General features: G+C 40.7%; 15 protein-coding genes. 9 read left to right on the forward strand and 6 right to left on the reverse strand.

The genetic code is table 11. The annotated features are described in order from the left end of the window. Positions 1-309: 309 nt before the first annotated feature. Positions 310-828, reverse strand: a complete 519-nt coding sequence (locus tag ACRWP9_RS03415; protein ID WP_434927850.1) for a cell division inhibitor SulA — start codon at positions 826-828, stop codon at positions 310-312. Beyond that, complete coding sequence (gene lexA, locus ACRWP9_RS03420) at positions 825-1,442, reverse strand: transcriptional repressor LexA (protein ID WP_434927852.1); 618 nt, start codon at positions 1,440-1,442, stop codon at positions 825-827. The genes ACRWP9_RS03415 and lexA overlap by 4 nt, the downstream gene beginning before the upstream one ends. Positions 1,443-1,692: 250 nt before the next feature. On the opposite strand from lexA, the gene plsB reads away from it, so the two are divergent. From plsB to ACRWP9_RS03440, 4 genes are all read left to right on the forward strand, one after another. After that, entirely contained in the window at positions 1,693-4,116 is a 2,424-nt protein-coding gene (gene plsB, locus ACRWP9_RS03425; RefSeq protein WP_434927853.1) for a glycerol-3-phosphate 1-O-acyltransferase PlsB, read from the forward strand. Continuing rightward, the gene (mtr, locus tag ACRWP9_RS03430) at positions 4,116-5,372 is read left to right on the forward strand and encodes a tryptophan permease (protein WP_434927854.1); all 1,257 of its coding nucleotides are present in this window, start codon (positions 4,116-4,118) and stop codon (positions 5,370-5,372) included. Before plsB ends, mtr begins: the two co-directional genes overlap by 1 nt. Before the next feature lie 252 nt (positions 5,373-5,624). After that, a complete protein-coding gene (locus ACRWP9_RS03435) occupies positions 5,625-5,891 on the forward strand; it encodes a hypothetical protein (protein WP_226411884.1) in 267 nt (88 codons plus the stop codon). 273 nt (positions 5,892-6,164) lie between these two features. After that, a complete protein-coding gene (locus ACRWP9_RS03440) occupies positions 6,165-6,728 on the forward strand; it encodes a NapC/NirT family cytochrome c (protein WP_434927856.1) in 564 nt (187 codons plus the stop codon). 96 nt (positions 6,729-6,824) lie between these two features. Here ACRWP9_RS03440 and rsmD read toward each other — a convergent pair whose 3' ends face one another. Further along, positions 6,825-7,406, reverse strand: a complete 582-nt coding sequence (rsmD, locus tag ACRWP9_RS03445) for a 16S rRNA (guanine(966)-N(2))-methyltransferase RsmD (protein ID WP_434927857.1) — start codon at positions 7,404-7,406, stop codon at positions 6,825-6,827. Positions 7,407-7,584: 178 nt separating this feature from the next. On the opposite strand from rsmD, the gene ftsY reads away from it, so the two are divergent. From ftsY to ACRWP9_RS03470, 5 genes are all read left to right on the forward strand, one after another. Further along, complete coding sequence (ftsY, locus tag ACRWP9_RS03450; RefSeq protein WP_434927859.1) at positions 7,585-9,249, forward strand: signal recognition particle-docking protein FtsY; 1,665 nt, start codon at positions 7,585-7,587, stop codon at positions 9,247-9,249. A gap of 6 nt (positions 9,250-9,255) precedes the next feature. Next, complete coding sequence (ftsE, locus tag ACRWP9_RS03455) at positions 9,256-9,942, forward strand: cell division ATP-binding protein FtsE (RefSeq protein ID WP_434927861.1); 687 nt, start codon at positions 9,256-9,258, stop codon at positions 9,940-9,942. After that, positions 9,942-10,907 (forward strand): permease-like cell division protein FtsX, encoded by a 966-nt coding sequence (ftsX, locus tag ACRWP9_RS03460; RefSeq protein ID WP_434927862.1) that lies wholly within the window; start codon positions 9,942-9,944, stop codon positions 10,905-10,907. Before ftsE ends, ftsX begins: the two co-directional genes overlap by 1 nt. A gap of 272 nt (positions 10,908-11,179) precedes the next feature. Continuing rightward, positions 11,180-12,040, forward strand: coding sequence for an RNA polymerase sigma factor RpoH (gene rpoH / locus ACRWP9_RS03465; RefSeq protein WP_434927863.1), 861 nt, complete (start codon positions 11,180-11,182; stop codon positions 12,038-12,040). Between the two features lie 310 nt (positions 12,041-12,350). Next, positions 12,351-13,637 (forward strand): acetyl-CoA hydrolase/transferase family protein, encoded by a 1,287-nt coding sequence (locus ACRWP9_RS03470; RefSeq protein WP_434927864.1) that lies wholly within the window; start codon positions 12,351-12,353, stop codon positions 13,635-13,637. A 483-nt stretch (positions 13,638-14,120) separates the two neighbouring features. On the opposite strand, the gene ACRWP9_RS03475 is transcribed toward ACRWP9_RS03470, so the two are convergent. The 3 genes from ACRWP9_RS03475 to ACRWP9_RS03485 form a co-directional block, all read right to left on the reverse strand. Beyond that, positions 14,121-16,325 carry a S8 family peptidase gene (locus tag ACRWP9_RS03475; protein WP_434927866.1) on the reverse strand — a complete coding sequence of 735 codons (2,205 nt, stop codon included), beginning with the start codon at positions 16,323-16,325 and terminating at the stop codon, positions 14,121-14,123. 1 nt (position 16,326) lies between these two features. Continuing rightward, positions 16,327-17,439, reverse strand: coding sequence for an AAA family ATPase (locus tag ACRWP9_RS03480; protein WP_434927867.1), 1,113 nt, complete (start codon positions 17,437-17,439; stop codon positions 16,327-16,329). Between the two features lie 274 nt (positions 17,440-17,713). After that, complete coding sequence (locus ACRWP9_RS03485; RefSeq protein WP_434927868.1) at positions 17,714-18,142, reverse strand: nucleotidyltransferase domain-containing protein; 429 nt, start codon at positions 18,140-18,142, stop codon at positions 17,714-17,716. Between the last annotated feature and the right edge of the window lie 30 nt (positions 18,143-18,172).

Below are 18,172 nucleotides of genomic sequence, written 5' to 3' on the forward strand. Positions count from 1 at the left end.
GGTTCCCAAAAAAGCTTGATGACTTCAAAGTACCCTGGTGGTTGTAAGCGTGTAAGGCTTACGGATTTGTATTTATGTGCACCACGCTGGCACCTACAACTGAACCTATCAATTCTGATTTGACGCTTTTATCTGTCAGATAAAATCTAGACTGTAGCGTTTCAATTAGGTTAAAAATGTTTCAACCCTGTTAAATACATTACTTGTAGATTAAACATTGATCAAGATCACTTTTATAGCTAATTAACTGAAAGTTTGCATAAAAAAGCCCTGTACATAGACAGGGCTCAGTAAACACGGCGTTTAGTACTAATGAAATGAAGTGAAATTAATTGTTTTAACAGCATTATTTTGATTTGAAATAATCGCTTTAGTTGCCAAATTAGTGCCTAAGTGAGTGCTTACATCTTCAATAACGACACCTAATGCTCGGGCACTTTTTGCGACTAACTCTAATCGGCGACTGTCGCGTGCATCTAAAGGTTGAGTCCATGAAATAACGGCACTTGATGTACCACTGGTTAATGCTTTTTCCATTGCCCAAAGTGTTTCAATTTCATCCTTTGCATGTACTAACAATACGCGGTCCATTCTTACCCCAGCACTAGCTAACATCTGTTTATAATTGATATTGGCGGGATTAATTAGCACAATCCAACGACCTTGCAGGCTTAGTTGTGCCAATTGGCTAGCATATTGACTGAGTTCCACTTTACCATTGGTTTCGGTTTGGAGTGTGGTGATAGGCTGCGCTAAATTAATATCTGCAGTTGGCAAATCTACCCATAAACCAGGATGACGAGGGGATGTACCCATTAGTTTGTTCATAACCATTCTCCATTACGAATTACACCAACTGCAAGCCCTTCAATAGTGAGGCTTTGGTAACTTAAATCGACTTCGATAGGTGCATACGCTTCATTTTCAGCGTGCAAATATACGACATTGCCTTTTTTCTCAAAACGTTTCACTGTCACATCATCTTCAACACGAGCAACAACGACCTGGCCATTTCTGGCTTGCTGTATTTTATGAACGGCGAGTAAATCACCCTCTAAAATGCCGATGTTTTTCATGCTGTCACCGCGAACCCTTAACAAAAAGTTTGCGGCAGGTTTAAACATATTAGGATCAACTTGATAGTATTGTTCTACATGCTCTTGCGCTAAAATAGGTTCACCTGCAGCGACTTGTCCAATTAAAGGTAAACCTGCTTCTTCGGGTTCATCTTCTTGGGTTAATCGTATTCCACGGGATGTGCCGGGCATGATTTCAATAAACCCTTTTTTAGCCAAGGCTTTTAAATGCTCTTCTGCGGCATTTGCGCTTTTGAAACCTAAGCGTGTAGCGATTTCTGCACGAGTAGGTGGCATACCAGTTTCAGAGATATTGTTTTTAATAAGCTCTAAAATTTCAGCTTGGCGTGGTGTTAAGGGTCTCATGTTATTTCCTGTCTTTCTATACAGTAACTGTCATTATATACAGTGTTTGTGTTTGCGCAAGTATTCACCAATTATTTTTTAATTTTATTATTTGAAATGTTTTTTTTATTATATGTATCAATTGCATGCTTCAATTTATTTGTTCTTGAATTTAAAAGCATTGTTTGATGTGTACAGCCTATAGTGAAAGGTAACCAGTTTCTGGTATCCTATGCGCCCATATTAAAAGGGCTTTATTGCGAATATTATTATGTCAAAACCAGATTCAATCATGCTTAGACTGCTGCGTAGGGTGCAAAAGCTGATGGTGCAAACGATAGTTGTGCCACATGACCCATTTGCAGATCTAAACTTCGATCCAGACAAGCCCATTGTTTATGTCATGAAGACAGAGTCGATCAGTGACACTGCAGCATTAAGCGAAATGACCCAAGGCTTAGGCTTACCAAGTCCTTATGCGCCATTACAACTTGATGGTATGAAAGTGCCACGAGTTGTTTGTTTAGAGGGGCGAAAGCCTATTATTGGTAAGCGTGAGGGTGGTGAGAAGTTTTTAAACTGTTTTACCAGTTTATTAGCGCTCCACCGTCAGCAGCCTGAATTAGATATTCAACTTGTGCCAGTAAGTCTTTACTGGGGCCGTACTCCAGGCAAAGAAGATGACACGATGAAAGCTGCTGTGCTTGAACGTGAGAATCCAACCTGGTTACGTAAATGGTTAATGATTCTATTTCTAGGTCGCCATAGTTTTGTGCAGTTCTCTAACGCAATGTCATTACGCTATTTAGCCGATGAACATGGTACTGATGAAGCCATTGCCCATAAATTAATTCGGGTGGCTCGGGTACATTTTCGCCGTCAACGTAAAGTCATGACTGGACCACAACTGCCTAACCGTCAAGCTCTGTTTGCTTCGTTATTAAAGTCTGAATCGATCAATAAGGCCATTGAAGAAGAAGCGGCAAACAAGAAGATTTCCAAAGAGAAAGCGCGTGAAACTGCGATTGAGTATCTGGACGAAATCGCGGCCGACTATTCAGATAGTTTAGTACGTATTGCTGAGCGTTTTCTCACCTGGTTATGGAATAAGCTATACAGTGGTATTAACATCAAAGGCGCTGAGCAAGTGCGCCAACTGCATCATGACGGTCATGAAATTGTATATGTGCCTTGTCATCGCAGCCACATGGACTATTTACTGCTGTCTTATATTTTGTATTACCAAGGTATGGTGCCGCCGCACATTGCAGCCGGTATCAACTTAAACTTCTGGCCTGCAGGCCCAATGTTCCGTCGTGGTGGTGCATTTTTCATTCGCCGTAGTTTTAATGGCAACAAACTGTATACCGCTATTTTTCGTGAGTATTTAGATCAACTGTTTGCTAAGGGCTACGCCGTTGAATACTTTACCGAAGGTGGTCGTTCACGCACTGGTAGATTGCTTGCACCTAAAACCGGTATGTTAGCCATGACAATTAACAGTGTGCTGCGTGGTATTGAGCGGCCGGTGACGTTAGTGCCTGTTTATCTCGGTTATGACCACGTGATGGAAGTGGCTACTTACCATAAAGAATTAAGTGGTAAGAAAAAAGAGAAGGAATCGCTTTGGCAGGTATTTGGTGCTATTCGTAAGCTGGGTAATTTTGGCCAGGGTTACGTAAACTTTGGCGAGCCAATCAATTTACAAAACTTTTTGAAACAACAATCTCCTGATTGGCGTGAAGAAATTGCCAAAGATCCAGACCAGAAACCATCATGGGTTACGCCAGCAGTTAATCTTCTAGCCAATCAAGTGATGACCAACATTAATGGCGCAGCAGCGGCAAGTTCAGTCACGCTAACTAGTTTAGTGTTATTAGCCTCAGAGCAAAATGCGTTAGAACGTCATCAGCTTGAGCGTCAGCTAAATTTCTATTTAAAGTTGTTAAAACAAGCACCTTATTCCGACTATGCATCGGTTGCAGAAGGTGATGGTCCATCCATTGTTAAGCATTGCTTATCACTCAATAAATTTACCTTAGAAAAAGACCCACTAGGGGACATTGTCGCAATTGACCCTAACCACGCTATTACCTTGAGTTATTATCGTAATAACATTATTCATATCATGATTATTCCTTCCTTAATTGCCAGTTGTTTAGTGCGCTATGAAGAATGTAATCGTGAACAAATTCTGGCAGTGGTTGAGGACTTTTACCCGCTGATGAAAGCAGAATTATTTATGGGTATTGCTGATCTTCCCGCTTATGTTGATTTAGTGCTTGATCAAATGGTTGAGGAGAATTTAATTAGTGGTGATAAACGTTGTGTTGTTGTCCAAGCGAATATCACCCAGTTAGAGCTATTAGCTGAAACCGTCAGTGAAACATTACAGCGTTATGCAATTATCTTTAATTTGCTAGGGATCAAACCTGAATTAGAGCGTGCTGAGCTTGAACGAGACAGCCATTTATTGGCCCAAAGGTTAGGGGCGTTGCACGGTATTACTGCACCAGAGTTCTACGATAAAAAATTGTACAATACCCTGAGCGTGAAACTAAAAGAGCTAGGTTATTTATGCAGTCGTGAGCCATTAGATGAAGTGTTTCGTATACGCGACCACGCGAATGGATTATTACGTCCATCAGTGCGACAAACCATTCAAGATAGCGTAAACGCGGAGCATTTAAATTAATGGCAAACCACATGAATGCGGCTAAAAATAGCCCCAAAAGTAAGTCTCTTATTGGTGGGGCAATGATTATTGCTGGTACGACTGTCGGCGCGGGAATGTTCTCGTTACCCGTGGTCGGGGCAGGTATGTGGTTTAGTTATTCTGTACTGATGTTAGTAGGTATTTGGTTTTGTATGCTGATGTCTGGTTTACTATTACTGGAAGCCAATTTACATTTTGAGCCTGGGGCCAGTTTTGACACGTTAACGCGTGATACGCTTGGGCAATTTGGTAGAATAGTCAATGGGTTATCAATTGCTTTTGTGTTGTACATCCTAACTTACGCTTATATTAGTGGCGGTGGCTCGATTGTTAATCATAGTCTGCAGGCCATTGGCATCAGCTTACCGCAAAGTATCGCCGGATTAGTGTTTGCGTTGGTGCTTGCACTTATTGTGTTAATCAGCACTAAAGCCGTTGATCGCATTACCACCATTATGCTTGGTGGTATGGTGATCACTTTTTTCTTAGCTACGGGTAACTTATTAATTGAAATAGATCCAAGTCGATTGTTTGAGCCTGATGGTGAAGCTCGATACTTGCCTTATATGTTAGCTGCATTGCCATTTGGCCTGGCCAGTTTTGGTTACCATGGTAATGTACCCAGTCTGGTTAAATATTACGGTAAAGATGCCAAAACCATTGTAAAAGCTATCGTACTAGGCACAACCATTGCCTTGGTGATTTATGCCTGTTGGTTAGTGGTCACTATGGGTAATATTTCTCGTGCTATGTTCTCAGATATTATTGCCCAAGGCGGTAATATGGGGGTATTAGTGGCGGCCTTATCTGAATCCATCGCCAGCGAAAATTTATCACGCGTACTGACCTTGTTTGCCAACTTAGCGGTTGCTTCATCTTTCTTAGGGGTGACATTAGGCTTATTCGATTACCTAGCTGATTTATTTGGTTTTGATGATTCACGTACTGGTCGATTAAAAACCGCAGCAATTACGTTTATTCCACCAACAGTATTAGGGTTACTCTTTCCTAATGGTTTTTTAATGGCTATCGGTTTTGCAGCTTTAGCCGCAACCATTTGGGCGGTTATTGTACCTGCACTATTGGCTTATAAAACCCGTCAGCTCTATCCAAATAGCCGAAGCTTTAAAGTACCAGGAGGCAATATGTTGATCATTATTGTGGTGTTATTTGGGGCATTAACGGCAACGTGTCACTTGTTGGCCATGGCGGATATTTTACCGGTTTACCAGTAGGTTTTTGACAGGCTTACATAATAAAAAGTCTTCTTCGGAAGACTTTTTGCATTTATGGCATTTTGTAGCTTAACTGTGGGCAATAAGATACGTGAAACCCTATGTTAAGAATTAAAAATGAAGGAGGCATGTTTTAATCATTACGTTACCCTCCCATGTTATAAGGCAGATGAAACATAAAACAAATAAACTTGTTGATAACAGATTGTTTTTATTGCTATGTTAATTTTTTAATTTAAGGATGAAATTGTTATGTCAGATCTGCTACTAACACAACTAAAAGCGATTGATCGTAAAATGCTGATGATTGCCATTATTGATTTTCCAGGCAGCCTTCTGTTTGGCTTAGGCTTGTATGGCATATTTGCTGGCTTTGATAAAAACTTTTTACCTATGTTGGCGGATCAACAAATCATTTACGCCATGATCCTTGTAGGTGGGGGGATAATGCTGTGGGGTGGCTGGAAGATGCTTATACTAGCCCGTGAAAAACAGCATATTTTGGCTCAACATAAATAATTAAATTAGCGGGTCATGGCATAAAATGAGATCTGTGTTGCAATTATACTGTTGATATTTCGTGTCTTGTTGTTAAGCAACCTCCGTTGTATTAAGTTTAGTTTAAGGTTTGAGTGAGTAATAGTTAGTCAATTATTGATCAGCTTCAAAGTTTAAGTGATGAATTCTACCTATTACCTAAATCTAGAGGCATATCAGCTTTTTTCGTGCCACAACACTCTACACTTACTCAAAATTAATAATATATAAAATGTTGTAAAACGGAGATGTGTGATGAACTGGCGAACCCTATTTAAACCAAGCACAAAATATTCCATTATCGTACTGATTTTAGTCGGTGTGATTTTAGGTGTAGTTGGCTATTTTGCAACTCAGCAAACCTTACATGCAACAAGTACAGATGCTTTCTGTATGTCTTGCCACAGTAACCATTCTTTAAAGGATGAAGTATTAGCGTCAGCTCATGGTGGTGGCAATGCAGGTGTAACAGTGCAATGCCAAGATTGCCATTTACCCCATGGCCCAGTTGATTACTTGATCAAAAAAATCATCGTTTCTAAAGATTTATACGGTTTTATCATGATAGATGATTTCAATACTCAAGCATGGTTAGATGAAAACCGTAAAGAACAAGCGGACCTAGCATTAAAGTATTTCAAATCTAATGATTCAGCTAACTGTCGCCATTGCCATACTCGTATATATGAAAATCAGCCTGAAGGCATGAAGAAAATGGCGAAAAAAATGCATGAAAATAATTTCAAAAAAGCACCCGAAGACAGAAAAACCTGTGTTGATTGCCATAAAGGTGTCGCCCATCCTTACCCTAAAAAGTAACTTGGCTTAGGCTACTGAATAAAAAACCTCGTTCAAGTGAACGAGGTTTTTTTTATGGATGATTATTTAAAGTGTGCTTAACGGTGTTGAGTGAGTTTATGGTACTGGTTGATAAGCATACAAACGGTAACTCACTTGCCCCGCTGTTTTTTGTTTCAGTGGTAACCAGCTTGAGGGAATAACCAGATCAGTAAGATCGGTTTCAGTTTCAAGATAAATGAGTGCATCGTTATTTAACCAACTATGGGCCATTAATAATTCAATAGTCTGTTTGGCCAAACCTTTACGAAAGGGAGGGTCAATATAAACCACATCAAAACCTTGATCTGTTCCTTTAGCCAATAACTGCAAACTATCACCATTAATCACTTTGGCATTGATGCAGTTAAGGGTGTGCAGATTTTTGGTCAGTTGGTTGGCGGCACTTTTTTGTAATTCAAACATTAACGCAAATTCGGCATGACGTGATAACGACTCTAGGCTTAATGCTCCGCTTCCGGCAAAACAATCTAATACTCGAGCGCCCCGAATATCAACCGATAGCCAGTTAAATAGGGTTTCACGCACACGGTCTGTGGTAGGGCGTAAGCCTTCTAAATCATGGATCGGCAGCTTACGAGAACGCCATTGTCCAGAAATAATTCTGACCTGCCCACTACTGCTATTTTGTCGTGCCATGTGTTCCCCGTGATTTTGTCTGAACAAAGAAAAAGAAAGTGGTAGACTATGCTCACCCTAAACAGCTGATATTTTATATTAAACTCAACCAAAATACTGAGTATTCTCCAATAACCCATATTGGCGTAAAAAAATCGCTGTAATTGAACTTATTTTATATTGAGCACTGGTAGTAAACATGGCAAAGAAAGGTTTTTTCTCGTGGTTTCGTAAAGACAAGAACGAGCAAGAGGTAGTTGAAACCTCCAAAGAAGTCGTCCAAGACGTTGCTCAAGAAAGTATTCAAGATGATGCTACTCAAGCGCAAGCGAGTGATGCAAAAATTGCCGCTGAGGCGCAAGCTGCCGAAGAGGCTAGAATAATTGCCGCTGAAGCTCAAGCTGCAGAAGAGGCTAAAATAATTGCCGCTGAAGCGCAAGCTGCAGAAGAGGCTAAAATAATTGCCGCTGAAGCGCAAGCTGCCGAAGAGGCTAAAATAATTGCCGCTGAAGCGCAAGCTGCCGAAGAGGCTAAAATAGTCGCCGCTGAGGCTCAAGCTGCAGAAGAGGCTAAAATAATTGCTGCGGAAGCTCAAGCTGCCGAAGAAGCTAGAATAGTCGCCGCTGAAGCTCAAGCTGCCGAAGAGGCTAGAATAGTCGCCGCTGAGGCTCAAGCTGCAGAAGAGGCTAAAATAATTGCCGCTGAAGCTCAAGCTGCCGAAGAAGCTAGAATAGTCGCCGCTGAGGCTCAAGCTGCAGAAGAGGCTAAAATAATTGCTGCTGAAGCTCAAGCTGCCGAAGAAGCTAGAATAGTCGCCGCTGAGGCTCAAGCTGCCGAAGAAGCTAGAATAGTCGCCGCTGAAGCTCAAGTTGCGGAAGATAATGCACAAGGTGTTGTTACCCAAGTTGAGCCAGAACCCCAAGACAAGCCTAAAAAAGAAGGCATGTTTGCGCGCTTAAAACGTGGTTTGATGCGTACCAGTGAAAATATTGGTTCTGGATTCATTGGTTTGTTTAGTGGCAAAAAAATCGATGACGATTTATTTGAAGAGCTTGAAGAACAGCTGTTAATCGCCGATGTGGGTGTTGAAACTACTACTAAGTTAATTAAAAGCCTCACTGAGCAAGCATCACGTAAACAGCTTAAAAATGCAGAAGCGCTGTATGATCTTATGCGTGATGAAATGCACAAAATGTTAGCCCCTGTAGCTATCCCTTTGGTGCCTGATCATGCTGAGGGGCCATTTGTTATTTTAATGGTAGGTGTTAATGGTGTAGGTAAAACAACGACCATTGGTAAATTGGCAAAACAGTATCAAAAACAAGGCAAATCTGTCATGTTAGCTGCTGGTGATACTTTTCGGGCAGCCGCTGTTGAGCAACTACAAGTCTGGGGGCAGCGCAATAATATTCCAGTTGTTGCACAGCACACAGGTGCCGACAGTGCTTCAGTTATTTTTGATGCACTTCAAGCTGCTAAGGCGCGTAAAGTCGATGTGCTAATTGCAGATACTGCTGGCCGTCTACAGAATAAAAGCCACTTAATGGAAGAGTTGAAAAAAGTGGTTCGAGTGATGAAAAAACTCGACATCAATGCTCCCCATGAAGTGATGTTAACCTTAGATGCTAGTACAGGGCAAAATGCGATTAGCCAGGCACAACTATTTCAAGAAGCAGTAGGTGTGACAGGTATTACCTTAAGTAAATTAGACGGCACAGCCAAAGGCGGAATAATCTTCGCCATAGCAGACAAGTTTAATATCCCCATTCGTCACATTGGTGTCGGCGAACAAATTGATGATTTACGTACTTTTAATGCCAATGATTTTATCGAAGCATTATTTAGTCAAGAAAAGGCAGAATAACAGAACATGATCCAATTTGAGCAGGTCAGCAAAGTCTATCCCGGCGGGCAAAAAGCCTTACTGGATGTGAATTTTCATCTTCGTCAAGGTGAGATGGCTTTTTTAACCGGTCACTCTGGTGCAGGTAAAAGTACCTTGCTTAAATTGATCACCGTTATTGAGCGTGCATCAGCAGGTCGGGTGGCGATTAATGGCCATGACATTGCCAATGTCAGTGCTAAACACGTGCCTTATTTACGTCGTAATATAGGGATGATTTTTCAAAATCATCACCTATTAATGGACAAAAGTGTTTTCGATAATGTGGCATTGCCATTAGTGATTGAAGGCTTTTCCCATGGTGAAATAAAAAAGCGTGTTGCAGGTGCGTTAGACATGGTTGGGCTATATGGCAAAGAGCGTCATAGCCCCATTATGTTATCTGGTGGCGAGCAGCAAAGGGTAGGTATTGCCCGCGCGATTGTGAATAAGCCACCTATTTTATTAGCCGATGAGCCAACAGGTAACTTAGACCCAAAGCTGTCTATGGATATTTTAAGGTTATTTGAAACCTTTCATGATGCTGGTACCAGCGTGTTAATTGCGACCCACGACTTGGGACTCATCGCACGGATGAAATATCGTACCTTTACCCTAAAACAGGGAAGAATGATTGGCGGTGAGTCTCATTCTAGCTCGGGGGGAGAAGACTAATGGCTAAACAAAATAGCATTACCCAAAGCAAGCTACCTATGAGTGGGCGAATCGTGATGTTTTTTATTCGTCATGTTCAACAAGGCATGTCGAGTATGGGAGAATTATGGCGTACGCCAGTGTCTTCAATCATGACAATGGCCGTTCTTGGGGTCAGTTTAAGCTTACCTGCAGCATTGCAGGTGTTGGTTAAAAATGCAGAAAATATCACTCAATCTTGGAATAGCGCCGCGGAGATATCACTGTTTATCAATGAAGGACGCAGCGAGCAGTCTATTCAAAGCTTAATTTCACGCATTAAAGTGTTTCGAGAAGTCGAGTCGATTGACTATATCAGCCGAGATCAAGCCTTAGAAGAATTTCAGCGTCTATCTGGTTTTGGTGAGGCTTTATCTTACCTGGACGAAAACCCACTACCCGCAGTGGTAACGGTTACACCGTCACTTAAATATTCTAGTCCAACAGGTGCGCGAGAATTACTACGTAAACTTGAACGTGAACCTGAGGTCAGTTTTGGTCGTTTAGATATTGAATGGTTAGAGCGTTTACAAGCCATGGTGCGCTTGCTGGAGAAAACCGTATTGGCAATCGCGGCATTATTAGTACTGGCGGTGATATTGGTAATAGGTAATACCATTCGACTGGCTATTATGAATCGTCGTACCGAAATTGAAATTATGAAATTAGTCGGCGCGACAGAAGCCTTTATTCAGCGGCCGTTTCTATATACCGGCATATGGTATGGCGTCATTGGTGGACTTTTAGCGTGGATAATTATTAATTTATTAGTCTGGTACTTAGATAGTGCGCTAGCTGACTTAATGGGACTATATGGTAGCGAATTAAGTTTACAGGCACTGACTTTTGCTGAACTGGGTCAATTGGTTTTACTGGCATCATTTTTAGGCTGGTTAGGATCTTATTTATCAGTGCGGCAGCATCTTCGTAAAATAGAGCCGTCGTAAATATATCGCCGACCAGCAGTAAACTTAGCATAGATGTTAACGGTAACAGGATTAACCGATTGAGATAATCTATGCAAAGTAAGTAAATGAAACTTAGTTTACTTGCAAAGTAGTACGTTAACGGGTTAAATAACGGCTCGGATGAACTTTATTGGACATAAGATGTCTTAATAATATGAAGTTTATCAGCTAACGTCTTGTGAATTTTTTAATCTATTTCATTGTATTCAAAGATTTTGTAGCATGATTTTATTAAAGCAGTAGGAGAGCGAATGACTAATCAAACGCAATCAATGGCGCTAGCGTTACCGCAAAGCAGTGGTAGCATAGAAGCTTATATTCGGTCAGTATCTAAAATTGAGATGTTAGATGCTAAGACTGAGTTTGATCTCGCCAAGCGTTTACAAGAAACCGGCGATCTTCAAGCGGCTAAACAACTTATTATGTCGCATCTTCGTTTTGTTGCACACGTCGCCAAAGGTTATTCTGGCTACGGGCTACCACAGGCGGATTTAATTCAAGAAGGCAATGTTGGTTTGATGAAAGCGGTAAAACGTTTTGATCCTGATGTTGGTGTACGTCTAGTCTCATTTGCAGTGCATTGGATTAAAGCCGAAATTCATGAATACGTGTTGAAAAACTGGCGTATTGTGAAAGTGGCTACCACCAAAGCACAACGCAAACTATTCTTCAATATTCGCAAATCTAAAAAACGTTTAGGCTGGTTCAGCGATGAAGAAGTCTCAATGGTGGCCGAAAACTTAGGTGTTTCTAGATCAGACGTGACGGAAATGGAATCTCGGATGGCAGCGCAAGATCCTGCCTTTGATTTGACCAATGACAGTGACGACGACACAACCGATTATGCGCCAGCATTGTATTTGCAAGATCACGCTTCAGATATTGCGCAAAATATTGAAGACGACAACTGGGAGTCTGACTCGCAGGACCGTTTATTATTAGCCATTAAAACCTTAGACGAGCGTAGTCAGCATATTCTTCGTTCTCGCTGGTTAGATGATGATAAAACGACCCTACAAGAGCTGGCTAATACTTACCAAGTATCAGCTGAGCGTATAAGACAGTTAGAAAAAAATGCCATGAATAAGCTTAAAAGCTGTATGGATATCTAATACTGTTATTAGTGCTCGTTAAGTATTAATTAAAACCTGCCGCGGCAGGTTTTTTTATGCCTATCGCTAAAATATTTGTATTAGTTGATACCGTTTCAAACACTATTGTGCATAAAAATCTTCACATCAAAACGCTTCAGTTTTAAGGCTAATTAGTTCGAGTTTAAACTCTTCATGTCTGTGCATTCCGAGTTAAATTGTTATAACCCGTGCTTAAGATCAACTTTCTAATAATGGGTTTTGTTAGGGGCTATTAAAGTTTTAAATTAGCCCTTACACTGAAAACAGAGCCATTACCTAGGTAAACTTAATGCCCCCAATTATTTGTAATACTGCTTTAGAAGCTGTTTCTTTAATTGAAAATGGTGAAACAATCTGGACCCACTCTATGGGCGCGACACCCAAGCTATTACTCGATGCATTGGCTGTTCACGCGTTAAATCGGCATGATTTAACTTTATTGCAGCTTCATACTGAGGGCGCTGAGTCATTAAGTGACCCAAGATTGAAGGCTCATCTTCGTCATCGTTGTTTTTTCGGTGGCGTGCCAACACGCTTGTTGTTGCAACAAGGTGATGCGGACTACGTACCGATATTTCTCTCTGAAGTTCCTAAACTGTTTCGTTCCGGTGAACAGCATATTGACACCGCTATTATTCAGGTATCGCCGCCAGATAAACATGGTATTTGTTCACTGGGTATTTCGGTTGAAGCAACGTTGGCAGCATGCCAAATGGCCGGTAAAATCATCGCACATATTAATCCCATGATGCCCCGTACTCATGGTGATGGGTTTGTTCATTACCAGAAATTTGCAGCCGTGTATGAGCAAAGTATGGTATTACCACAACATCCATTAGCAGTAAGTGACCCGATTAGCTCAGGCATAGGTAAAAATGTTGCCAAGCTGGTGCGCGATGGTGACTGCTTGCAAATGGGCATAGGCTCGATTCCTGATGCGGTACTCTCTTGCCTTACAGAGCATCATGACCTTGGTGTCCATACCGAACTATTTTCCGATGGGGTATTAAACCTGGTTGAGAGTGGCGCCATTAATAATAGCCGTAAGAAGGTGCATCCAGACAAACTGGTGACAGGTTTTGCTTTAGGTAGCCAGAGACTTTATGATTTTGTTGATGATAATCCATCAGTGATTTTCATGGATATTGAACAGGTTAACGACACGGCTATTATTCGTAAAAATCCTAATGTTATGGCAATAAATTCCGCCTTACAGGTGGATATATCAGGTCAGGTCTGCGCCGACTCGCTAGGCACAAGTATCTACTCCTGTGTAGGCGGTCAAATGGACTTTATTCGCGGGGCAGCACTTTCTGAAGGAGGGCGATCGGTTATTGCCCTGCCGAGCACTGCAGCTAAAGGCACTATTTCAAGGATTGCGACAGTGTTATCTCCTGGCGCAGGGGTCGTCACTACCCGTGCCCATGTACATTACATTGTCACCGAATATGGTATTGCCAACATGCGGGGTAAATCACTGCGTGAACGTGCCCGCGCTTTAATCGATATCGCTCATCCAGACTTTAGAGAACAGTTGTGCCAGGAAACCTTCGATATTTGGCGGTTGAGGGTATAGTTTTTTATGGATATTAGTAAATAACCTCAGCTCGGGATAATAAATGCATATCAAACAGATCTTTGCTCCCGCTAACTGCGTTGAACTCATTTGCAATAGCTCGCTATTGACGCATAAATTCGCCTTGTTAACAGCGCAAAGCTCAAGTTTGAGGGTAAACAGTTGAATTTTGACTATTTCAATACCGTTTATTCATCTCTTAACCCGAACTGAGGTTAAATAAAAAAGCCTCACTTAATGAGACTTTAGTAAGGTGTTTAGTGTTTTAGCGTGACCGCTAAAACATTACTCAACGTTTTGGATCTGCTTGTTGATTTTTACTATTTAAATGTTGATATTAAAGGGTTTTCTGTTTGATTTTGTTTTTATATAAACTTTTGCCCACCATTTTGCCCACCTTTTGTGTAAGTTGTTCAGTACAGAGTGAACACCACAGTTTCGAAAGAAGTTGCCAGCACAACCCTTTCGATAACTGGAGTTGACTTATATTGAAATTTTCACTGGAGTAGAAATTCTTGGTTCGATTTCAGTAAGAATCTCTGAATAAGCCTCTAAAATATCGGAAAATATATTTTTATGTTTAGCTGCCTCTAAGGTAACTACAAAAGCATATTTTATTATAGGTGCTTTTGAGCCGCTTATACCACCACCGCTATCTCTTGCCATATAATGTATTTCAAATGCTGGAGAATTAAGCTTATCACCAAATTTATTTTTATCTTCATGTAAGACCGATTCCCATTTGGCAGCATCACGCCTCAGCTCTGCTTCAGTTGCAATTTTAACTTGCTTAAAAAATGCCTCAGGTTTTTTATCCTTATTTGGTCTCCAAGATATTTCTACACCAGCTTTTGTGTACATTGAAGTATCTTGTGGATCAACGGGGGTTGAAAAACAGCAGGTGGCTTTAATCTTCACTTTGCCTGTAATACCTGATATTGGAATTGGCAGTGGGACTCGTAAATATTTTCCAGGCAATAATTCGCCTTGATATAAAATTTTAGCCACACCATCGGGAGACTCTATAAGGTGTCCGATATCATCTGATACTTTACCCCATCCAACATCACATTGGTCGTGGCCTGCTTTTTCTGCACTATTAATAAGTAGTGCTTTAATCGCTAATGGAGAAATGCTATAGCCTAATATGGCCCTAATACCTACTGCTTGTCGCAATAAATAGGGTGCAGAGAAACTAGTTCCACATTGAGGAATTAGCTGTGCAGGATTGGAATCATTGATAACGTGAAAATAGTCTGTAGAAGAACCACCAAATGCTAAAAGGTCAGGCTTTACTCTTCCTGGCGATCTTCCCGGTCCTACTGCACTGTATGACGCTCGGGTCCATTCTTTTTTATTCGTTGTCGCAGCACCAACGGCTATAGCATTTACGCAATCTGAAGGAACTTGAATGCGGTTTAGCATCATAGCTTGGTCATTTTCGCCGTTATTACCAGCTGCTATTGTTAAAAATGTATCGCCTTCTGCTAGGTATGTGTCTATCAATGATGTCCAAGGGTGTATTTCATCATCCTCAATTGGAAGGTTTGGACCCAAACTAATATTTATAAATTCATATTGTCTAGATAATAAAATATCTTCAATATGGGCAAGTGTTCTATATAGCTCCAATGGATCTTCAGTCGCGATTAGGCTATCCAGGACTCGATGGTGGTCTACATAAGAATATGGGCGAGAAGCTTCTTTTCCTTGTGAAAGAGGTCCAAAAAGAAATGCAGATGTCACGCCTAAACCATGCTGTGGGCCGCCTACATGATCAGTTGCTTTTGAATCTGATATTTTATAATCATTTACCCAGGGTGTTAATGCGTGAAATTTCGGTAATCCTCCATCTAAAATTGCTACCCGGACGTCTGAGGCATAAGGCGGTTCAGTAGGAAGTATTGCCGTTGAGGCTATTGGCAGCCCCCGCACTAGTGGTTGAAACGATCTAAGTTGCGGTATCGGCCTTATAACTCTAATAAAAGAGTGTTCTGCTAGCTTTTTAAGTTTATCCTGGCTGCCTTTGATAGGAACAAACCATAGGTTTGAAATCTCTATCGCTAGCTCTTCATTGACAACAAAACCTAGTTGTTTTGCGTATCGTAAGAAGGAAGACTTTACAAACTCAGATGGACTATCAGGAATAAGTTGAACTCCAGCTTCAAAATATCCTTTGGTATCGTGAAGCCCTTTCTTAATTTTTGACTCTGGAGTTATATTTTCTAAACTCCACACCCGAATAAGATCATCTGCGCCAGGTGTATCATCAGTCATATTTTTTAAGTTTTGCCCAAAGCTAGCTAATTGCTCTCTTTTACCCGCAATGAAGATGGCTGTAGATGGTGAAAGTTTAGGTTCACCTTTTCTTGTCCATTTATCTGGTTTTACTTCTGTAGCTTTACTTCCGACAGAATGAACCCCCATTTGTCGGAGGAGACTTTTTGGGAAATGGCCTTTTGAAATGAAAGATGGATGTAGTGTTAGTTTCGTTACAGAATAGTCTTTTGGGCATACATCATCATCTAACTTGCGTAGTTCTTTGGTAACATGACTAAATTGAGCCTCAAGCCTATTAATAACTTCATTTAAGGTATATAAACTCCCGCCAGGGGGCATCATTTTTGGTGGAGCCTTTAATTCAGTTAACACTTCAGCTTTGCCAATAAGATAATTCTTCTTTGCCATTTCACATGTCCTTATGCAGTTGCTTCATTAATTTTTTTCTAATGGTGTCTCTACTAACTTGAGCAAGTTTAGCTGCTTTAAGCTTCGGTAGATTGAAATCGGAAACTAACTTTACCGCTAGATTTATGCGCTCGGTTCTAGTTAAAGATGAGACATCAGGTAGCAAATAATCCAAAGCATTTTCTTCAAAATTCTTTGGATTTAATAATTTAAGTTTACGAAGTTTGAGAATAGTTCGCTTAATATTACTATAAGACGTACCGTTAAGACTGTCTACGAGTAACCCAATCCAAGGTTCAAAATCCTTTAAATCGGGTCCTAAAAATTTGATTACCGCTTTCTTTACATGCTCTTCTAACGGGTTAGTAAATGATATTTCCATATCAAAACGCCTCCACAGAGCAGGATCAACTAGTTCGGGGTGATTTGTGGCAGCGATTAGTAGTCCATCTGAAGGCCAATTCTCAAGCTCTTGGAGCATTATTGTAACTAGGCGTTTCAATTCACCAACATCAGCCTCATCACTTCGTTTCTTTGCTATAGCATCAATTTCATCTAGCAGTAAAACGCAAGGATGGGTTTTAGCAAATTCAATAACAGCTCTTAAATTATTCCCCGTTTTACCTAAAAAACTACTCATTACGGATGTTAGGTCGAGAACATAGAATGGTAAATCTAGTTGTGATGATAACCATCGTGCAGTTATTGTTTTTCCAACGCCAGGAGGCCCTTGAAAAATTAATGAGCTTGTAGGTTTTAACCCTCTTTCTATTAGAACATCTGAAGCTTGTCTTTCAGCAATTATTTGAGTTAAGCAATTACTCATAGATTGATCTAATAGAGGTTCTTCGATAAAGATACCATCGAAAGATTTCAATAGTGATAGGTCGTCATCTGTGGAAGGAGTTATTATTACACCATTTGTTGGTGCAGCTTTACGCATTATGGGGTTTCCCCTAGCAGGTGAAGATTTCAGTAGTCCTTCTAGTGCTGAAGCTGTTTCAGGTTCAGTTTTTCTCAATGATCTTACGAGCTTTGCGACGTAAAGTCGCACATCGGATTCTTTTCCTGCTAGAGATAATCTTGCTATGTTTATGATTTGTTCGGATTTCATTATTTAAACCTATTGCCATCGTTTATGATTGCAGTCTAATTGGTGGCTTTTTACGTCCTAATTTTTCAATTGTAGCCACTAGTGGTGCTATGTGCCACTGTTTTGGTGTTTTTTATTGCCATTTTTGGTGGCTAGTTTTATTTATTTTTTTAACTCTAGTCACTTCGCGGGATTTTCTAAAGGTTGTTTGCTCTTTGTTGCTATGTCTTTACCCTCAAAAATATAGGTATCTTCAAACTCTAAATGGATTTCAAGGTACAAGGTAGATTTTACTTTAGGCGGGATTAGCAGATATTTTAAAGATGACCTTATGTTCACATTGCTCGTAGCCTTCGTTATGCCCCTGAATACTGATGACTCTTGAACCGTTTTTGAGATACTTTCTGACATCCAATTCAGGCCAGTGCTGTTCTTCGCTTAAATATCTAAAGCGACGACCTTCAGTTATCATCTCATTGGTTTTTTGCTCACGAATGCTCGTAAAATCAGTATTAAATTTTAGTTTACTTGATACCCAAATGAACAAGTCGATATCACTTACAGGTCCCGTCCCTGATAGGTAACTGCCGAACAATGCTACCTTGGTTACTCGATATAGGTATGAATCACTGGAATCGATCTCATCGACTCGCGTCAGGAACGCCTGATAGTGCTTGTCGACACTGGCTTGGGCGGTAATCCCCCTAAAAATAGTAGATTTCAAAAGTAGAATTTTCTCGTAATGTATACAAAG

Origin of the sequence: Shewanella sp. HL-SH2 (assembly GCF_051164935.1) — a bacterium.
Classification (GTDB): domain Bacteria; phylum Pseudomonadota; class Gammaproteobacteria; order Enterobacterales; family Shewanellaceae; genus Shewanella; species Shewanella glacialimarina.